The 19,388-nt window shown below is 59.9% G+C and carries 17 protein-coding genes, 1 pseudogene and 1 riboswitch; of the genes and pseudogenes, 8 read left to right on the top strand and 10 right to left on the bottom strand.

Annotation, left to right across the window (positions count from 1 at the left end):
* Positions 1–9 precede the first annotated feature (9 nt).
* Positions 10–945, bottom strand: a complete 936-nt coding sequence (locus ACFOTD_RS07090; protein ID WP_378117140.1) for a MerR family transcriptional regulator — start codon at positions 943–945, stop codon at positions 10–12.
* Positions 946–1,147: 202 nt separating this feature from the next.
* Here ACFOTD_RS07090 and ACFOTD_RS07085 point away from each other — a divergent pair, with 202 nt between their 5' ends.
* Complete coding sequence (locus tag ACFOTD_RS07085; RefSeq protein ID WP_378117138.1) at positions 1,148–2,068, top strand: methyl-accepting chemotaxis protein; 921 nt, start codon at positions 1,148–1,150, stop codon at positions 2,066–2,068.
* A 118-nt stretch (positions 2,069–2,186) separates the two neighbouring features.
* Positions 2,187–3,626 (top strand): HD-GYP domain-containing protein, encoded by a 1,440-nt coding sequence (locus ACFOTD_RS07080; protein WP_378117136.1) that lies wholly within the window; start codon positions 2,187–2,189, stop codon positions 3,624–3,626.
* Positions 3,627–3,799: 173 nt separating this feature from the next.
* Here ACFOTD_RS07080 and ACFOTD_RS07075 read toward each other — a convergent pair whose 3' ends face one another.
* Entirely contained in the window at positions 3,800–4,657 is an 858-nt protein-coding gene (locus ACFOTD_RS07075) for an aldo/keto reductase (protein ID WP_378117134.1), read from the bottom strand.
* Positions 4,658–4,695: 38 nt separating this feature from the next.
* The gene (locus tag ACFOTD_RS07070) at positions 4,696–5,922 is read right to left on the bottom strand and encodes an MFS transporter (RefSeq protein WP_378117132.1); all 1,227 of its coding nucleotides are present in this window, start codon (positions 5,920–5,922) and stop codon (positions 4,696–4,698) included.
* Positions 5,923–6,033: 111 nt separating this feature from the next.
* Here ACFOTD_RS07070 and ACFOTD_RS07065 point away from each other — a divergent pair, with 111 nt between their 5' ends.
* Together ACFOTD_RS07065 and rlmN are read left to right on the top strand one after the other, a co-directional pair.
* Positions 6,034–6,423: a winged helix-turn-helix transcriptional regulator gene (locus tag ACFOTD_RS07065; protein WP_378117130.1), complete on the top strand. Its 390-nt coding sequence runs from the start codon at positions 6,034–6,036 to the stop codon at positions 6,421–6,423.
* A gap of 17 nt (positions 6,424–6,440) precedes the next feature.
* A complete protein-coding gene (rlmN, locus tag ACFOTD_RS07060; RefSeq protein WP_378117128.1) occupies positions 6,441–7,508 on the top strand; it encodes a dual-specificity RNA methyltransferase RlmN in 1,068 nt (355 codons plus the stop codon).
* A gap of 38 nt (positions 7,509–7,546) precedes the next feature.
* Here the strand turns inward: rlmN and ACFOTD_RS07055 are convergent, their stop codons facing one another.
* From ACFOTD_RS07055 to ACFOTD_RS07040, 4 genes are all read right to left on the bottom strand, one after another.
* Positions 7,547–8,464: an Rpn family recombination-promoting nuclease/putative transposase gene (locus ACFOTD_RS07055; protein WP_378117126.1), complete on the bottom strand. Its 918-nt coding sequence runs from the start codon at positions 8,462–8,464 to the stop codon at positions 7,547–7,549.
* 175 nt (positions 8,465–8,639) lie between these two features.
* Positions 8,640–9,506 (bottom strand): AraC family transcriptional regulator, encoded by an 867-nt coding sequence (locus ACFOTD_RS07050; protein ID WP_378117124.1) that lies wholly within the window; start codon positions 9,504–9,506, stop codon positions 8,640–8,642.
* A gap of 89 nt (positions 9,507–9,595) precedes the next feature.
* Positions 9,596–10,102, bottom strand: a complete 507-nt coding sequence (locus ACFOTD_RS07045) for a hypothetical protein (protein ID WP_378117566.1) — start codon at positions 10,100–10,102, stop codon at positions 9,596–9,598.
* A 166-nt stretch (positions 10,103–10,268) separates the two neighbouring features.
* On the bottom strand, positions 10,269–11,009 hold the full coding sequence (locus tag ACFOTD_RS07040; protein ID WP_378117122.1) for an SDR family NAD(P)-dependent oxidoreductase: 741 nt from the start codon (positions 11,007–11,009) through the stop codon (positions 10,269–10,271).
* Between the two features lie 122 nt (positions 11,010–11,131).
* Between ACFOTD_RS07040 and ACFOTD_RS07035 the strand changes: the two genes are divergently transcribed.
* From ACFOTD_RS07035 to ACFOTD_RS07025, 3 genes are all read left to right on the top strand, one after another.
* Positions 11,132–12,013, top strand: a complete 882-nt coding sequence (locus ACFOTD_RS07035) for a LysR family transcriptional regulator (RefSeq protein ID WP_378117120.1) — start codon at positions 11,132–11,134, stop codon at positions 12,011–12,013.
* 77 nt (positions 12,014–12,090) lie between these two features.
* On the top strand, positions 12,091–12,630 hold the full coding sequence (locus ACFOTD_RS07030) for an RNA polymerase sigma factor (protein WP_378117118.1): 540 nt from the start codon (positions 12,091–12,093) through the stop codon (positions 12,628–12,630).
* A complete protein-coding gene (locus ACFOTD_RS07025) occupies positions 12,623–13,357 on the top strand; it encodes a hypothetical protein (RefSeq protein WP_378117116.1) in 735 nt (244 codons plus the stop codon). Before ACFOTD_RS07030 ends, ACFOTD_RS07025 begins: the two co-directional genes overlap by 8 nt.
* 68 nt (positions 13,358–13,425) lie before the next feature.
* Here ACFOTD_RS07025 and ACFOTD_RS07020 read toward each other — a convergent pair whose 3' ends face one another.
* Positions 13,426–14,286 (bottom strand): SDR family oxidoreductase, encoded by an 861-nt coding sequence (locus ACFOTD_RS07020; protein ID WP_378117114.1) that lies wholly within the window; start codon positions 14,284–14,286, stop codon positions 13,426–13,428.
* 236 nt (positions 14,287–14,522) lie between these two features.
* Positions 14,523–14,710: riboswitch (cobalamin riboswitch) on the top strand.
* A gap of 190 nt (positions 14,711–14,900) precedes the next feature.
* On the opposite strand from ACFOTD_RS07020, the gene ACFOTD_RS07015 reads away from it, so the two are divergent.
* Entirely contained in the window at positions 14,901–16,991 is a 2,091-nt protein-coding gene (locus ACFOTD_RS07015; protein WP_378117112.1) for an S-layer homology domain-containing protein, read from the top strand.
* Between the two features lie 66 nt (positions 16,992–17,057).
* On the opposite strand, the pseudogene ACFOTD_RS07010 reads toward ACFOTD_RS07015, so the two are convergent.
* Together ACFOTD_RS07010 and ACFOTD_RS07005 are read right to left on the bottom strand one after the other, a co-directional pair.
* A pseudogene (locus ACFOTD_RS07010) lies at positions 17,058–17,932 on the bottom strand (Rpn family recombination-promoting nuclease/putative transposase).
* 187 nt (positions 17,933–18,119) lie between these two features.
* Positions 18,120–19,385, bottom strand: coding sequence for an ATP-binding protein (locus ACFOTD_RS07005; protein ID WP_378117110.1), 1,266 nt, complete (start codon positions 19,383–19,385; stop codon positions 18,120–18,122).
* Positions 19,386–19,388: the final 3 nt, after the last annotated feature.

The following is a 19,388-nucleotide window of genomic DNA, read 5'->3' as shown; positions in this document are numbered from 1 at the left end:
GGTTGGGCCTTATTGCCTAGGAGCGAAAGCGGCAAAAAACCAGGCGTCCCAATCGATGCTGTCCTCGTAACTGACGCGCTCCCAATGTCTTCTGCCGGCGTTCCGCGGACCGAAGCCGGCGCCGCCCAGCAAGACGCAAAGCCCCGGATAACGGTCGATTGTCTGGCTCAGCCATTCGGAGAGGGACGCGATATGAAGCGGATCGGTAACGGATATCGCGGCCGCCCGTACGTCCTTCAGTTCGATGAGCTGGCCGAGCCCATCATAGGGCGTATCAGGACCCAGGTAAATTACGTCGATGCCTCTTTTTCGCAAGTAAAGACTGAACAGAAGCAAGCCGAGATGGTGATGCTCGCCGGGCGGACAGAAGGCGACCGCGCTGGGCATGCTCGGATCGACCGGCAGCGAACGGAAGATTTGCATGAACCGCTGCAAGATGAGCTGCGAGGCGAAATGCTCTTGGGCAACGGCGATTTTCCCCGCTTCCCAGTCGGTGCCGATGCGGACGAGGAGCGGAGCGAGGATCGCGTGGAACGTTTTTTCGTAGCCGTACAGCGATAGCGCGAGATCGATGTTTTGATGGGCCTCTTCTGTATTAAAAGCGATGAGCGCCGGATAGAGGCGATCCGCGATATGCAGGTCGACTTGGGAAGGTCGCGATTCTGCGGGCGGCGGCAGAAACGGAAGGGACGTACCTTCCGCATCCGGGCCCTCCGTACGCAGCGGCCTGTCTTGTTTTAGCTGCTGCGCGATCTCTCCGATCTTCATCCCTTGATCTTCGATCCGACGCTTGACCCATCTGAGCGTAGCAATGTCGGATTCGCTGTAAAGGCGGTGTCCTCCGGCGCTGCGGAGCGGATTGACGATGCGGTGGCGGGCTTCCCAGGCGCGAAGGGTGACGCCTGGGATGCCGAGCATGTCGGTTACTTTTTGAATGCTGTACACTGTGCGCACCTCCGCCTAGAATTATACATAATTGATACAAAACTTCTTCATTATAGCTTGAAACATGCATTTTGACGTACATCGTGCCAATATTTATTGCTTGTATTGTATAGGTTGTGTACAATTGAAATCAAATAATTAGCGATAATACCTATACATAAAATATACAAATTACCGCGTGAAAAGGATGGTAAAGGACCTCATGGGCGAGCGGGCGCAATACGAGGACAATACGCAGGTGCTGGATGCGGGAGCCGTAATGGGGGCGATGGAGCGTTCCCTGGCGATGATCGAATTCGATATGGAAGGCATGACGCTGTGGGCCAATCGCAAGTTCGCGGACGCGCTGGGCTACGAACAGTCGGAGATGCGCGGACTGCCGCATCGGCGGTTTTGCACGCCTGCGTTTGCGGGTAGCGACGATTACCGGGAATTGTGGTCCAACCTGCGCAAAGGCAAGACTTTTCAGGAAAAAATCCAACGGGTCGCCAAGGACGGAAGTCTTCTGTGGCTCGAAGCGACTTATATGCCGGTGCGGGGGGCGGACGGGGAATACGATGCCGTAATCAAGATTGCCACCGACATTACGTCCCGCGAGCAAGCGGCGATCCGGCACACCGAGGAACTGAATCGCACGGCGCAGGAGCTGTCGAGCCGGGCGGGCGAAGGCATATCGAGGAGCGGAGAGATCGAAGCCGCGATTGACCGGCTGCGCGCGGATTCGATGGACAATTTTGAAAAGCTGCAGCGTCTGGAAAAGCAGACCGCCGCGATACGGGGCATTGTGCGGGTCATTCGCGAGGTGGCCTCGCAAACGCAGCTGCTCTCCCTGAACGCTGCGATCGAGGCGGCGCACGCCGGGGAGTTCGGACGGGGATTCGAAGTCGTCGCTGCGGAGGTGCGCAAGCTCGCGGGCGAGGTCCAGGAAGCCGCCAAAAAAGCAAACGCCGAAGTGGAGGAGGTCGTTTCGAGAATGGCGGAGATCGGCAGCGGGACGAAGCGGTCGCAGTCTTCGATGGAAGAGAGCAGGCGCAGGCTGCAGGACGCGGTCGTTGCCTTCCGAAGGATCGAGGACGCGGCGGGCCGGCTGGAGGAGCAGGCCAAGGCGCTGGATCGCGCTTAAAATGCGCCGATTGTTCTACGCATCGCGTATTTCAAGTATTTCCATTTTGGACGCCGTGATTTAAGATGGAGAAAGACAGGTCCAATGACCCATATCGGAGAAATGGAGTAAAAAGCCGATGAACGCACGCTCTCTGCTTGGTCCGCTCGCCGCCTCGATTCTTCCTTATGTCGCGTTCGTCGTATTGAGCAGGAATCCCGGCTGGGATGGCCTATTCGTGTTGCCTGGCGCGCACTTTTACATCGTGAGTTCGGTCGCGCTGCTGGCGCTGATCGTGGCCGGCTTCGTCGCCGTCGCCGGCAGGCGCGTTCGCAATATCAAGGTCAGCTTTCTTGCGTTGTCTTTTGTCTCGTTAGCCGTGCTCTTCATGGTGCACGGATTGTCTACGCCTAATTTTCTGATAGGCGCCACGCCTTTGCCGAAGATTAGCGCCCCGCTCAGCGTCATTTTCGCCACCGTCTGGCTCTGGCTGTCCTCCTGGCGATCCGACCACCCTCTTATCCGTTTTTTCTCCTGCCGCGAACGGCTTCTTCTTCCGCTGTGGACCGTGCTGCTGGCGCTCGCCGGCTTGATCGGCCTGCTGCGTCCCGAGATTGTCGACTTTATCCGTCTGGACGTTCATCCGCTTAACAGCTCTGCGACGCTGTTCGTTATCGTCGTCAATATCGTCACGGGTTACCGTTATTACCGTTCCTACTTATATTCGCGCTTCCCGCTGGAACTGGCGATCGTTTACAGCACGGCTTGGCTCATCGCGGCTCAGCTCATCATGACGCAAGGAACGGTATGGCGCAGCAGCTGGTGGCTTTACCACTTCCTGTTGCTGGCGGCGATGGTCGTCGTGCTGTTCGGACTCTATCGGCAGTACGCTTCCAGACGTTCGCTCACCGGCGCGATCAAAGGGCTGTTCACGACGGACCCGGTCGAGCGCATCACCAACGCGCTGCAGCCGAGCGTCCGCGCGCTTATGCTGGCCACCGAGAGCAAGGATACGTACACGGCGGGCCACAACTTCCGCGTGACGCTGTACGCGCTTAAGATTGCGGAGCAGCTGCAGCTCCGTCCGGAGCAGCTGCGCGCGCTCGTCGGCGGCACGATCGTGCACGACGTCGGCAAGATCGAGACGCCCGACGCGGTGCTCAACAAGCCCGGGCGGCTGACGCCGGAGGAGCGGACGATCATCGAGGAGCATCCGGTCCGGGGATACGAGATGTGCAGAAATCTCGGATTCATGGAGGAGGAGCTGGGCATCATCCGTTCGCACCACGAAAAGTGGAACGGCGAAGGTTATCCCGACCGCCTGGCCGGCGAAGAGATTCCGAGAATGGCGCGAATCGTAGCGGTCGCGGATGTATACGATGCGCTGACAAGCAACCGCGCTTACCGGCCGGCAATGTCCCACGAGGATGCGATGGCGATCCTGAACGCGAGCAAGGGGACCCACTTCGAGCCCGCCTGCGTCGAGGCCTGGGAGCGGGCCTGCCAGGCCGAGCCGGAGATGATCCGGGAGGGCTCGACGATGTGGGAGCCGGGCTTCGGCAGATCCGCGCTTGCCTGACCGCACGCGCGCTGCCGGAAGAGCAGCGCCGAGGGGGCTTGGGGTTCGCGAGTTTGTCTGCGAAGTCCCCCGCATTCGCATCAGAAGCGGGACAAGTCCAATCCGTAAGCAGCCGCCGGCTTCCGGCGAATCGAGAACGGCGCCGCTCCCGGCTGGGGTGCGGCGCCGTTTGTTTAGAAGTCGAAGTTGTCGGGATCGGGTCCGACCCGCCGGCCGCGGTCCATCGCGGCGATCAGGCGGTGATCCTCCTCCGACAGCGAGAAGCCGAAGACGTCGGCGTTCTCCGCGATCCGATGCGCCCGGGTCGACTTGGGAATCGTCGCGACGCCGAGCTCGAGGTCCCAGCGGAGGATGATCTGCGCGACGGACTTGCCGTGCCGGTGCGCAATCGCGGCCAGCGTCGGATCGTCGAGCAATTCTCCTTGCATGAGCGGAGACCAGGCTTCGATTCGAATGCCGCGCTCGGCGGCGTACGCGCGCAGCTCCGGCTGCTGAAGACGCGGATGCAGTTCGACCTGATCGACCATCGGCACGACGCTTGCGTGCTGCAGCAGGTCCTCCAGATGATGAACATGGAAGTTGCTCACGCCGATCGCTTTGACGCGTCCTTCTGCGTACAGCTTCTCAAGCGCGCGCCAGGCATCCTTGTATTTACCCGCGACGGGCCAATGGATCAGATAAAGATCGAGGTAATCCAGCCCCAGCTTGCGAAGGCTTGTCTCGTAGGCGGTCAGCGTCTCTTCGTATCCGAGGTCCGCGTTCCATACTTTCGACGTGACGAATAACGCCTCGCGGGCAAGTCCCGTCTCGGAGAGCGCTTCGCGAATGCCGGCGCCGACGCTCGTCTCGTTATCGTAGATTGCGGCCGTGTCGATGCTGCGATATCCCTGGCGAATGGCCTCCTTGACGGCGCTCGCCGCTTCGGCACCCTCCGGAACCTTAAATACGCCGAGGCCGAGCCATGGCATGCGAACGTCGTTTGCGAGCGGAAAAGCGCTTTGAAGATTTTGAATAGGAGTATGTGTATTCATGATCTCAGTTTATCCCCTTACTCTTTTTTTGATTAAAGTTAGTTTGAGACTGACGCTGTCTGCGTTCGGAGGTCGTTGCTCGCGCGGGATTCCGCGTTTTCGAGGCGCAGGCTTGCCGCCGTCAGCAGCACCGCGCCGGCGACCATGACGGCGCCGATCCACGGCGTATGCGCGACGCCGAGCCGATCCACGACGATGCCGCCGAGGAAGGCGCCAATCGCGATACCCGCGTTAAAAGCCGCGATGTTGAGCGACGAAGCGAAGTCGACGGCGTTTTTGGCATGTCGTTCCGCCAGCATCACGACGTAGAGCTGGAGCCCGGGCACGTTCATGAAGGCGAGCAGGCCCATGAGCAGGACGAACGCCAGTCCGGCCGCGCGGTAGGGCGCGGCGAAGTTCAGCGCGAGCAGCACGATGGCCTGCAGCGCGAACATGATGAGCAGCGCAGGAACGGGGCGCTTGTTGGCGGCTTTGCCGCCGACGATATTGCCGATCGCGATAGCGATGCCGTAGAAGAGCAGGATCAAGGCGATCGAAGATTCGCCGTATCCGGTTATATCCCGCAGAAGCGGAGACAAATAAGTAAAGACGACGAACGTGCCTCCGTAGCCGAGCGCCGTGATGGAGAAGGCGAGCAGCAGCCGGCGATTGCCCAGCAGCGGGAGCTGGCGGCGCAGCTTGGTCCGGGCGGGTCCCCGGAGCCCGGAAGGGACGAGCGCGAGATTGGCCGCGAGAGCGACGATGCCGACGGCCGCGATCGCGGCGAAGGCAGTCCGCCAGCCGAGATGCTGGCCGAGCAGCGTGCCGAGCGGAACGCCCGTCACGGTCGCGATCGTAAGACCCGAGAACATGGTGGAGATCGCGCTGGCTCTGCGATCCCTTGGCACGAGATCCGCCGCGATCGTCGAGCCGACGGACATGAAGACGCCATGCGCGAAGGCGGACAGCACGCGGGCGGCGAGCAGCAGGACGATGCCGCCGGAAGCGGCGGCGAGCATATTGCCTGCGATAAAAACGACCATGATCCAGAGAAGCAGCGTCTTGCGCGGCACGCCTGCGGCGAGCGAGGTCAGGATCGGCGCTCCGAACATGACGCCCAGTGCGTATAGCGTGACCGTAAGGCCCGCGAGCGATTCGGATATATGAAGATCATCCGCGATGAGGGGCAGCAGCCCGACGCTGATGAATTCGGTCGTGCCGATGGCGAACGCGCTGACCGCGAGCGCGAGCAGCGCGGCCGTGCTTTTGTTGGCGGCTAACGTCATTGGAGCATCACTCCCATAGTAGATATCCCGGCCGGTGAATGCTATTATGGATGAATGTTGCCCGAATGGACAGTACGTACTTTTAAGTGATATAGGTACTAAAAAGTACCCATGGCGGCATGCGGAAGGAGTGACCTCGAAGTGGCTAAAAAGTTCAATATCTCCGTGGAAGCGACACTCGAAGTCATCGGCGGCAAATGGAAGTGCGTCATCCTCTGTCATTTGACGCACGGCAAGAAGCGCACGAGCGAGCTCAAGCGCCTGATGCCTGCCATTACGCAGAAGATGCTCACGCAGCAGCTGCGCGAGCTCGAGGACGACGGCATCGTCAACCGGATCGTATATAACGAAGTCCCTCCCCGCGTCGAGTATGAGCTCAGCGCTTACGGATGGAGCCTGAAGTCGATTCTGGACGCCTTGTGCAACTGGGGCGAGCAGCATATCATCAAGGAATACGGGGACAAATACGCGGTGCTCGAGGATAACGTGCTGAACCGCTAGAAGAGAGGTAAATGCAAATGACCAAGCCATCGATATACGGCTTGACCTACGATAAGCTTGCCGCTTGGCTGGCGGAGCGGGGGTTCAAGAAGTCGCGCGCCGACCGGGCGTGGGAGCAGCTGTACCGCAGCCGTGTCGCGGACTTTGCGCAGATGGCTCCTGTGCTCGAACCCGCCGTGACTTCGCTGCTTGAGGAGAGCTTCGCGCTTCGGACGATGACGGAGCACGTGAAGCAGCAGTCCGCGGACGGAACCGTGAAGTTCCTGTTCCGGCTGGCCGACGGCAACCTCATCGAGACGGTGTTGATGCGGCACAAGTTCGGCTTGTCCGTCTGCGTGACGACGCAGGTCGGGTGCAACATCGGGTGCAGCTTCTGCGCGAGCGGCCTGCTTGCCAAGAGCCGGGATCTGTCCGGGGGCGAGATCGCGGAGCAGATCATGCAGGTCCAGGCACATCTCGATGCCGCAGGCGACGGAGAGCGCGTCAGTCATATCGTCGTGATGGGCATCGGCGAGCCCTTCGACAACTACGACAATATGGCGGATTTTATCCGCGTCATGAAGGATCACAAGGGGCTGGCGATCGGACCGCGCCACATCACCGTGTCCACGAGCGGGCTGGCGAACAAGCTGCGCGAATTCGCGGATTCGGATTTGCAGACGAATCTGGCCGTGTCGCTGCATGCGCCGAACGACGAGCTGCGCACTCGGATTATGAAAATCAATCGTGCCATTCCGATCGCGAAGCTGATGGCTGCGATCGATTATTACCTGGAGCGGACGAACCGGCGGCTCACGCTGGAATATATCTTGCTGCGGGATGTGAACGACCGCAGGGAGCACGCGGAGGAGCTGGCGGACTTGATCGGCGAGGCGAGGCGGGGCCAGGTGAACGTCAACCTCATCCCGTACAATCCGGTGGACGAGCACAGCCAGTACCAGCGCAGCGAGCAAGATGCTGTGCGGGGCTTTTACGACGCGCTCAAAAAGCGCGGCGTGAGCGTGAGCGTGCGGCTGGAGCACGGCGCCGACATCGACGCGGCCTGCGGGCAGCTGCGAAGCAAGCAAATCGCGGCGGCGAACTAACATGCGAAAGGGGCCGGTAGGATACGGCCCCTTTCTTGTTATTTTCGCTCGGCAAGCTGCTGGATGCGCTCATGGGGCAGACCGGCGAGCCTAGCGACCGTAGCTGGGTCAAGACCTTCTTGCAGCATTTGAATAGCAATTTCCTCTTTGGCCGATTCTTTGCCTTGCTTGAGGCCTTTTTCAAGACCTTCCTTAAGACCTTCATCCCTGCCGGTCTCCCAGCCCGTTTCGCGGCCTTCTTCCCATGCGTCCTTCAAGAAGCTGACCCGGTCTCGCTGCGCCTTTTCCCGCGCTTCGTACAGCATGCGGGTCATGTCGTCCTCGCTCAGGTGGGACAGACGTTCTTCGGCATTTCGAATCGTGGGATCCATCTCGATCAACTCCTCCAATTGTTCTGGGGTCGTCCGTTCGTCCAAGAAACGCAGCCAGCGATGCAGCGGATCGTCGCGGCGATACGGCCCGGATCGAAACTTGGGGCATTCGATGAAATGCAGTTCGATCAGGTCGGTGAGCCGATATTGCCTCGCCTTATCTTCATAGAGCTGGAACGAATGATGGAAGTGCGCAAGCGGCAAAAACGAATAGTCCAATATGTTGATGCAGATCGTCTTCTTGAGCTGGCTGTAGTCTTCACCTTCGCGAATGGAGTCCGCCAGCAAGCGTCCCATATAGAACAAGCTGCGCTTTTCCATGTGCCGGTAGCGCCCGACCTGCATTTCGACGTTGATTTGCTCCCGATCGGCGGTCTCACAACGGATATCCAGCACGCCTTCCTTGTCCTCGATGAGCCGTTTGGTGAGCAGCTTGCCGTCCAAAATCGTCAGATCGGCAATCGCCGTCCGGTCCCTTCGGTGCAGGATCGCGTTAAGCAGACCGATGAGCAGCGGCTTGCTGTCCGCCTCTCCGAACAGCCGTTTGAACAAGTAATCGTTTTTCGGGTTCAATCGCTTTTTCATGTCCCATTGCTCCCTTCAGTATACCATAGCCTTTTGCGCGCTTGGAGGACGCCAAAAAGCACGCGCCGCCCGTTACCCCGGTAGAAGGGTGTAACGGCGGCGCGTGCTTCGCGTCCGAATGCAATTGCTTAGAACTATTTTCGCTTGAGCGGGAGGGTTTGTCAATCCGAATGAACTATGCCTGACTCGCGACGACGGGAATCCATACCTCGCAGCGGTAATCCTCCGCGTTCGTATCTCCCCTCAGATACACCTCCAGCTCGGGGGCCGGGGCATGTTCATAACCGCAGGACGGAAACCATTCGCTATAGATCCGTTCCCATAGCCGTTGGATCGAAGGTGTCACGGGACCGACCGAGGTGAATACCGCCCAGGTAGCCTGAGGCACCGTCCATGTGACGTAGCCGTCCGGCGTTTCCGCGCCCGGCGCGCACTCTACCGCGACCAGATAGGTAAGGAGCTCTTCGCCGGGCGGCATCGAGCAGATGCCAAGCAAAGGGCTGCCGGCGCCGATCTCCGCTAATCGGGAGAGTGTCCCGTCAGCCTCGCATTCTCCCCAGTAAGCCGGAATTCTCCGGGTGTTCTCCCCGTTCTCGGTGCCGACCCGGATCATTTTACCGATGACCGCGAAGGCTTCTTTTTTGACAATCCGATAATCCATTTCTTTGTCTCCCTTCAATGACAGATGGAAGGAGATACGCGGGTAGGCCTTAAGCGAGGCGCCTTGGGCCTTGGCCTCCGAGGGCGCGATGCCATGCGCCTTACGGAACGCCTTGGCGAACGACTCCGGCGACTCGTAGCCGTACTTCAGCGACACGTCCAGCACTTTGGCTGCGCCCATCGCGAGCTCCTGTGCCGCCAGCGTCAGCTTGCGCTTGCGCATGTACTCCGCGACCGTCATGCCCGTTAACATGTGGAACATCCGTTGGAAGTGATACGGCGAAGTGCACGCTGCATGCGCGATCTCCGCCATATCGAAGGGCTCCTCGACCATTCGTTCCATCCGGTCCAGCGCGTGCCGCATTCGCTCCAGCCACTCCATGCGTATCCCCTCTCTGATTCCAATTTAACATCCGCGTGCCGGGATCGCCTGTCTTGGCGTGCTTTTCGCGAACAGGCCGGGTTGCCGATTTAAATCGATTCCCGCCGGCGGGACATTAGGGCAAGCGCGCCAGCTCCGATCAACAGGATGGCCACGATGGAGGAGCCGCCCGTCAGCTTGCCAAGGAGGTAGCCGATCGAGAAGATCACGAAGAAGATCAAAGAAAGGAACGTAAGGATGTTGATCGGGATCAACAGCCACTTGTTACGGCCGCCGAACCAGTACAGCTCGAACAGCCCGACGGCAGGGGCGAGAATGAAGCCGGGCCACATCATCGACCAGTTGTCCAGCAGCATCGCGATCTGACAGACGCCGTACACCGTGAGCAGAACGCCGCCGGGGACGAGTAAGCCGACGCCTTTGCCGCCAAGCACCGAGAAATACAGCCAATGAAAGAAAATTCCCAGCGGGAGCACGAACAGCGTCGGCCAGAAATGCGCGAAAATCGAGCCCGTGCCCAGATGCAGATCGCCGCGGAACAGCAGAAAAAGACCCGCCAGAAGCAGGAGAGGACCGAGCAACGAGCCGCGATGGATTTTCATAAGTAATCGCTCCTTATAAGCAAAGCTTGGTTGCTTATAGCTTAACACTAGGAGATCGTCTCTGTCGTCCAACTCGCGCATAGCGTAAGATCGGACCGGAGACGGAGGCGCGGGGCTGGATGTTATGGTAAAAGAAGCGGCGGGTGCGCAGCTCCCTAGGTCAGAGGGTCTGTCCGCTGTCTACGGTGACGAGCTGTCCTGTCATCGCCTCCTGCTCCAGCGCGAAGCGGATGCCGCGAGCGATATCCTGCGGCGATGCGATGGAGGCAAGCAGCGTAGCGGGCGCGAGCTTTTGCATCTGCTCCTCGCGCCCGGCCCACCAGCGCGTGTCGACGGCGCCGGGCAGGATCGCATTGACGCGGATCCGCGGGGCGAGCGCGTGCGCCAGAGACAGCGTGAGACCGTGAACGGCAGCCTTGGAGACGGCGTACGGCAGGGAGGAGCCGAGACCAGTCTTACCTGCGATGCTGCCGACGTTCACGATAGCGCCTCCGCCTCCGCGGATCATCAGAGGCGCTGCCGCCCTGGCGCAGTAGAACATGCCTTTGACGTTAGTGCCCACGAGCTCTTCCCACGCGTCGTCCGTCACCGCCTCCAGGTCTTGCAGCGGAATGTGCCGCGTGACGCTGGCGTTGTTCACGAGCAAATCTACCGATCCGAACGCCCTGTCTGCGGCGTCGAACATTGCTTTAACCTCCGCGTCCGAAGATACGTCCGCCCGCATTGCGATCGCTTGTCCGCCGAATTCCCGGATCGCCTCGACCGTTTCTTCCGCGTCGCTTCGCGAACGCGAATAATTGACGACGACGGCCGTGCCCAGCGCCCCCAGTTCCAGCGACACCGCTCTTCCGATGCCGGTGCCGCCGCCGGTAACGATCGCCGTACGATTTTTCAGATTCATGGCTGTTCCTCCTTCAGTTCTGTTCAGATCTGCTCTCTGATAAGTTTATAAGCCGAGCTGTGTTTCGTATAATTGAATAAAATGAAGATTTTGTTCACGAAAATCGATTGGAGATGCGTCACATGGATCCCAAATCGCTGCGCGCTTTTCACCGGATCGCCTCGCTCGGAAGCTTCCGCCTCGCGGCCGAAGAGCTTAATTACGCCCAGTCCACGGTAACGATGCAAATCCAGCGGTTGGAGGAGGATCTCGGCGTCATCCTGTTCGAGCGTGCCGGAGGGCTTCGGCTGACCGAAGAAGGCAGGCTGCTCAGAGAGCGGAGCCTGCCGATCTTGCAGGACATGGACCGTCTGCGGCGGTCGTTGGCGGAGATGCGCGAGGGGTACGCCGGGGAGGTCAGGCTTGGCGCAACGGAGCCTGCCGTCAGCTGCCGCCTGCCGACGCTGCTGAAGCGCTTCGCGGATCGTTATCCCCAGATTCGAGTCTCCGTCGAGTCATCGAACACGCCGGGCTTGAGCGAGCGGCTGCGCAAAGGGGAGCTCGACCTGGCGCTCTGCGCCTTGCCGGAGCATGCGGAGGGGCTGCACTTCGAGCAGCTATATCGCGAGCCGTTCGCCGCGCTCCTGCCCGCCGGTCACCCATTGGCCTCGCAAGCGGCTGTCCGTCTTGAAGAGCTTGCCGTTCACAGGCTGCTCGTCACGGCATCGAATTGTCCTTATCGCCGCAAGCTTGAGCTTCTGTTGGCCGAAAGTGCGATGCCGCCGGCGGAGACGATGGAAATCGGCAGCATGACCGCTCTCGCTTCCTATGTAGCGATCGGATTTGGCGTCGCCCTAGTTCCGCGCGTGCTGGCGGACGAGCCTCGGGCCGGCGTCACCGCTCGCCCGATCGAGGGGACGGTCGTGGACATGGCGTGCGGCCTGCTCAGCAGAGCCGCCGAGTCGCCGCTGACGCCGGCGGGAGCGAAGCTGTACGCTGCATTGCGGGAAGGACTCGCGGAGTAGGGCGGCGGCGAACCGAACTCTTTTCCAAGTTGAAGTGTATAAGCTGCGATACGCTTGGAAGGGAGGAGAGGGGCGGAATGGAGATCGCTAAAGCGGAAGCGCAGCGGCTCTACGAAGAGAACGCCGTTTATATTTACCGGCTCGTGCTCATGCTGACGAAATCCAGATCGCTGGCGGAAGACATCACCCAAGACGTTTTTATGCAAGCCTTTCGCAAATACGGCAGCTTTGACCCGCAGCGAACCGGCTCGGCGCGGCCGTGGCTGTCCCGCATCGCGATCAATTTGACGCGCAATTCGCTTCGAAAGAGCCGCTGGCTCTTCTTGATAGGTCAACCGCCTGAACGGGCGGACCCGAATTCGATTGAAGCCATCGTCCTGTCGGACGAGCGCGATCGGGAGTTATGGCGCGAGGTATTAGGGCTATCGCTGAAGACGAGGGAGGTTGTGACGCTCCACTTTTATGCGGGGATGACGCTTCAGGAGACGGCCGACTTGCTGGGAATACCGCTCGGGACCTGCAAATCCCGGCTCCATTCGGCGCTGAACAGCCTGAGGGCGCGTTTGCCGAATAAGGATCGTTATTTCGCATACGGGAGCGGGGGTAGCCATGAGTGATGTCTCGAAGTATCGACGGGTGATTGATGAGGCGCTCGCACCGGAAACGCCGGCCACGTCCTTCGACCAGCTCTGGGCGCGGGCGGAGGGCATGACGCGCAGGCCTTTTCGACGCTATTGGCTTATCGCGCTGCCCTTGCTCGCGGCGCTGTTGGCGGGGGCCTGCACTGCCGTCTATCAAAGCGTGACGAACTGGTCTAACACGACAGTTTCATTTAGCGCTAAGAAAGAAGATCTGACAGAGATGTTGACGCCGCTTGAAGCGTTCGACGGTAAGCACATATTAGAGGGGTATCCGTTATTAACGCTGCAGGAGACCAGAAGAATAGCCCCGATTCCGATTCGAATCCCGGTCTTGCCGGCCCGCTGGACAGAGGTGCGCTCCACCGGTTTGAATCCGGGCAATGCCGAATATTGGTCCTTCTTGCTTGATCCCCAAGGCAAGCGCGTCGTCGTAAAACAAGCGTTCGACAACAGCTACACCATGTCCTTGAAGAAAAAGCCGAACCAGACTTTCAGCTCCGGATATCCGTACGGCTCCAAGTTCATTGAGGGCTTCGGCGACGATCTCGCGATTCTGATGAATCTGCAGAAGGGCAGATGGCAGATGATGCTTTATCACAAGGAGGCCACAAAAGAGATCGTGACCTGCATCAGCATCTGGAGCATGGATCCGGACGAGGCGGTCGCGCTCGCTCATTTATATTTGGAGGCGCCTTCGTCTTAATTGCTTTCGCGTCTCCTATAAAAAAACGGCCGATACGGAAAGCTGGGCTCCGCTGTCGGCCGTTCATTTTAATTTGTTTTGAATAGCGCGGATATGACCTCAAACAGCGGCGTCGCCGGCCTCCCGAGCAGCTTTTCCAGATCGCTGCTCTCCACTGCAAGCGTGCCTGCGCGAATCGCTTGCTGGATCGCGGTGACGATCGGCAGCGCGAACTCGGGAACGCCTGCGCTCTTCATCACGCCCGCATAAGTTTCATCGTCAACTTGCTGGAGCGAAACTTCACGCCCGAGCGCCTCGGACAGCACGCAGGCGAGCTCACCATACGTACGCAGCGGTCCGCCCAGCTCGTACACCTTATTCTCGTGCCCTGTGCCGGCGAGCACGGCTGCAGCCGCCTCCGCATAGTCGCTGCGCGCAGCCCAGCCGACTTTGCCATCTCCGGCGGACGTGACGAGCGGGGCGCCCGCGACGATGCCCTGGATCGCGCCGGCCTCGTTTTCGATGTACCAATTGTTGCGCAAAAAGGCGTAGGGGATGCCGGTCGCGCGGATCGCATTTTCCGTATCGCGGTGAACTTCCGCCAGGAACAGCTCGCTCTCTTGGGCATTCGGCGCGCTGGTATAGGCAATGAATCCTACGCCTGCATGGCGTGCCGCCTCCACGGCGTTCGCATGTTGGCGAATACGCGTCTCCGTGTCCCCGTCGGTGGAGACGATCAACAGGCGATCGATGCCGGCGAAGGCTTGCTCAAGCGAAGCAGGATCTTCGAAGTCGCCGCGCCGTACGTCCACGCCTTGCTCACTCAATGCTGCCGCCTTTTGCGGATCGCGAACGCTTACGGCGATTTGCTCCGCGGGAACGCGCCCCAGAAGCGTCTGTACGACAAGGGAGCCGAGATGGCCCGTTGCACCGGTCACTAGCATTTTCATTAGAATTGAACCTCCTGATTGGAATCGTATTGGCTAGCCTCCGCGCTTCGGCTTAAGAAGATACATAGAACGCGAACATTCGTTGTAACCATAATAGCTACAACTCCGGCGTGAGTCAAGACTTCCTGTCAGGCTCGTTTCCTCGGCGTAAGGGCATCTCTGGGCGAGTTTCTTGGAAGAGATGCCTCCCTTTTCATAGACAAAGGCCGGACGACCCGCTATCATTAGGGCATAACTGCATATCCTCGTACCAGGCGCGCGCATGCTGCCATGCCGCTTAATAGGGAAGTCCGGTGAAAATCCGGCGCGGTCCCGCCACTGTAATGCCGAGCGCTCCGAGCGATGCCACTGTTCAACCGAATGGGAAGGCGCAGGAGTCGCGATGAAGCAGAGCCAGGAGACCTGCCTCGATACGAATGTATTCCGTCCGCTTCGCGGAGTGAGCGGCGGGATCGGCTGTGCCAGCCAAGCCGCTATGGAGCGGTTGTGTTGCGGTACGGCGCCGTGCTGCAATTTTGAACCACTCCCGCTGCGGAGTGGTTTTTTTGTTTCGGCGCGGACGAGCCGTACGGGCAAGAGGACTCATCATTATAGGTTGAAAAGGGGAATGACTCATGTTGGGCTTTAAACGCTTCAAATCGCTTACATCGCTCGCACTGTCTGTATCGCTGGCGGTCGCCGGGCTGTCGGCTGTGCTGCCTGCGGGCAAGAGCTACGCCGAGAGCGCTAGCGCCACGACGGTCGCCGCGGTCGCTTCCGTCAACGTCCAGTCGGATATCCAGGCCGCCATTGGTTATGTCAACGCGAACGGCGGGGTTTCCTCGGATTGGCTGGCCCTCAGTTTCGCGCGCGCGGGACAAGCCGTACCTGCCGACTATTCGGCGAAGCTGGCTGCCGGCGTAGAGGCCGAGTGGGCCAAGGCTTCGCCGGATCCGACGGCGCTTGCGCGCTTTGCGCTGGTCGCGAACGCGATCGGACTGGACGCTCGCAGCATCGGCGGCCACGACTTGATCGCGAAGCTTGCGAGCTATTCTTCCTTTGCCAATGTGTACGCCGATATCTTTGTGCTGCTCGCGCTTGATTCGGGCAACTACGAGCTGCCTGCCGGTACCGCGTGGACGCGCGGCGATCTGGTCGCGGCGATCGTCTCCGGCATCGACGGCTCCACGGTCCCCGATCTGTACGGCATGGCGCTCAGCGCCCTGGGCAAGTACAAGGACCGCCCCGAGGTTGCTGCCGCGGCGGACAAGGCTGTCGCGTGGCTGTCCACGAACCTCGCCAACGACAATAGCGAGGCGATCGCGCAAACGATCATCGGTCTTGCCGCCTACGGCATCGATCCGGCGGACGCGAAGTTCGCCAAGAACGGATCGAACCTGATCCAGCGCTTGCTGGCGTTCAAAAATACGGACGGCGGCTTCAAGCACGAGCTGTCCGACACCGCATCGGACAAGGCGTTCGCCACCGAGCAGGCGCTGCGCGCGTTGGCCGCTTACGGGCTGTTCGGCGCATCGCATCGTTCCGTATACGTCAACGCTGCCAGCCAATGGGTTGCGACGGGCGCAGCCGTAGAAGGGCTGAACGGCCCGCTGGCTGCGCTGAGCGCTACGCAAGCGGTATATGCGTGGGACGGGCTGGTCGAGATCGCCGATCGCAACAAGCTGAAGCTTGGCTACACGGAAGATCCGCAATACGGCAAGTTCCTGTCCGCCATCGGAGACGCGGCAGGCGATCAGAGCGTCTACTGGCTGTTCGCTGTCAAGCGCGGTGGCGCTTATGCAACGGTCGATACCTCGCTTGAGAAATTCCGGCTGCAGGCGGGCGACGAGCTGTACCTGTACCTGTCCGGCGCTGACAGCGGCCTCGTGAAATCTGTCACGGCAAAGGCTGCTGCGGGCGGCGCCATTGCGGTGAACGTGCAGTACACCTATTACGACAGCAGCTACAAGGAAGTAACGGGACCGGCGGCTGGCGTACAGGTCGCGATCGGCGGACAGACAGCGACGACCGACGCGAACGGCACGGCGACCTTCAAGGGCTTGTCCGCAGGCGAGCTGGCTTACACCGTGACGGGATACCGTGCCGGCGCCGCGCCGCTCGTGCTTAAGTATTCGGGCACGGTAGCCGTGAACGCAGGCCAGGGAAGCGGCGATTCGTTCGCGGACGCGGCGGATATCTCTTCTTGGGCAAGCGGTGCCGTAAACGAAGCTTACGCGGCCGGCTGGCTTCAAGGCGTAAGCACGACGGAGCTGAAGTTCGCGCCGAAGCAGCAACTGACCCGTGTGCAGTTCGCCGCGCTGATGCTGCGCCTGCTCGGCGAGACGCCGGCTTCCGGCGCCAAGCAGGCGTTCGCGGACGTCGCGCCGGGCGCCTGGTATTTCGATGCGGTCATGACGGCGAAATCCAAGGGATTGATCGGCGGCGTCACGGCAACGTCGTTCAAGCCGAACGACGCAATCTCCCGCCAAGATCTGGCTGTTGTGCTGACCCGCGCCTTCAAGCTGGATGGCTCGGGATCAAAGACCTCATTCTCCGACCAAGGCCAGATCTCCGGCTACGCGCTCGCGTCGGTCCGCGCGGTTTACGACAAGGGCTTGCTGAAGGGCACATCCGGCACCGCGTTCGACCCGAAGGCCAAGGTGACCCGCGAGATGGCGGCCGTCATCGCCTCGAACTTGCTCAAGCAAGGTTTGATTACCAAGTAAACGAAGCATAAGCGCAACAAAATAGACGTCGCAGGCTTTTGCCTGCGACGTCTATTCGCTGTTTGCCTATTCTTCCAGTTGTGCGGCCAGACGTCTTACCTGGTCTACGGGCAATTCGGACAAGCGGCTGACGGTGACGATGTCTGTGCCGGCTTTCAATAAATTAAGCGCGACGGCGACTCTGCCCTGCTCAATGCCCAGTTCCCTGCCTTCCTCCAAGCCCTGCTCCCGCGCATCCTTCAAAAAGCTGATCCGATCCCGGGTTGCTTTTTCCCTGGCCTCGTACAGCAAGCGGGTCATGTCGTCTTCGCTCAGATGGCTCAGCCGTTCCTCGGCCGTCCGAATCGTCGGATCCATGGCGATCAGCTCCTCCAGTTGTTCGTGAGTCGTGCGTTCGTCCAGAAACCTCAGCCAACGATGAAGCGGGTCCGCCATGACGTAAGGCGCCGAGCGAAACTTTGGAAACTCGATAAAATGCAATTCGATCAGGTCCGTCAGGATGAACTGCCGTTCGGTATCCTCATATAGATGAAACGAGCGATGGAAGCCTTCCAGGGGGAGAAAAGAAAAATCCAGCATGTTGATGCAGATCGTTTTTTGAGCTGGCCGTAATCCTCGCCTTCCCGAATCGAATCCGCAAGCAGCCGCCCCATGTAAAACAGGCTTCGCTTCTCCATATGCCGATAGCGGCCCACCTGCATCTCTACGTTGATCTGCTCCCGTTCTGCCGTCTCGCAGCGAATGTCGAGCACGCCTTCTTTGTCTTCGACTAGGCGCTTGGTGATCAGCTTGCCGTCCAGTACGGCAAGGTCCGCAATCGCGTCCCGCTCGCTTCTGCGCAGGACCGCATTAAGCAATCCGATTAGCAGCGGCTTGCTGTCGGCTTCGCCGAACAGACGCTTGAACAAGTAATCGTTTTTCGGATTCAACCGCTTATTCATAACCGTTTTGCCTCCAGTATATCATAATCGAGCGATTCTCCGAACGGCGCAACATGCCCGGAAAACGCAAAAAACGCGCCCTTCGCCGTCCTGTACGAAAACACAGGATCGGCGCAGGACGCGTGCTTCGCGCCTTGAACTGCTTTGGACTTATTTAAAATCATCTTCACCCAGGCCGCTTGCATTGTCAAGAGAGAGCGGGGTGCCTGGCGGCACCTTCCTCTTCCACGGCTTTCGTCTTAATCGTGAACACGAATGCCGCACCTTGGGCTGCGTCTTTTTTCGCATAAATTCGTCCGCCCATCAGCTCCACCAGCGTCTTGCAGATCGACAGTCCGAGTCCCGTCCCGCCGGTCTTGCCGCCCTGCGTTCCTTCGAGCTGGGAGAACGGCTGGAACAGCCTGTGGTACTGCCCTTCCGGGATGCCCGCTCCGGTATCCTCCACGGCGAATTCGAGCTCCAGTTCCGCGTCCTGCCGACGCAGCAGCCGTGCATAGACGCGAACGCCGCCGGCGGAAGTGAACTTGACGGCATTGCCGATCAAGTTGTTGAGCACCTGACGCAGCCGGTTTGGATCCCCGAGCAGCAGCGAAGGAATCGCGGGATCGATCTCCGTCGTAAGCGTCAGCCCTTTCTCGCGGAGCAGCGCGATGAACAGGTCCGCGGTTTCCTTCATGCAGCTTGCCAGGTTAAACGGCGCGAGCTCCAGGTCCATTTTGCCGGACTCGATCTTGGAAAAGTCGAGAATGTGGCTGATGATCGAGAGCAGCGCATTGCCGCTGGTGCGGATAATGTCGACCATGTCGCGGTCCGAAGCGCGTAGCTCCGATTCCATTAGCAGCTCCGACATCGCGATGATGCCGTTGAGCGGCGTTCGCAGCTCGTGGCTCATCGTCGCGAGGAAGCCCGACTTAATCTGGGAGGCCGTCTCCGCCGTTTCCTTCATCAGCGTCAGCTCGCGGTTCGCTACCTCCATCTGCTGCGCCTGCGCTTCCAGCTCGCTCGTTTTCGCCTCGAGCTCCCGCGTTTTGGCGGCCAATTCCTTCGTCTGGCGCTCCAGCTCGAGCCGCGTCAGGTAGAGGCGCACGAAGCCGTCGATCTTGCTCTTCAGCACCTCCGGATGCACGGGCTTCGTCATAAAATCGATCGCGCCGGCCGAATACGCTTGCTTGTAGTTGTCCAGCTCCGACGTCAGCGAGGTGAGGAAGATGATCGGAATATCCTGCGACTTTTTGCGCGTCTTGATGCGCCGGGCCGTTTCGAAGCCGTTCATGTCCGGCATGATTACGTCCATGATGATGAGCGCAAAGTCGTTGTTGAGCAGGCACTTGAGCGCCTCGGAGCCTGACGAAGCGGAGACGAGCTTGTACGGCGAATCGGCAAGAATCGCTTGAATGGACAAGAACTCATCGGGCCGATCGTCGACAAGAAGGATGTGAACGCGATGTCCCATGCT

Origin of the sequence: Cohnella sp. GCM10012308 (genome assembly GCF_042649185.1) — a bacterium.
Taxonomy (GTDB): domain Bacteria; phylum Bacillota; class Bacilli; order Paenibacillales; family Paenibacillaceae; genus Cohnella.
The sequence above is the reverse complement of the archived record's forward strand: the minus strand, read 5'-3'. Positions and strand labels throughout refer to the sequence as shown.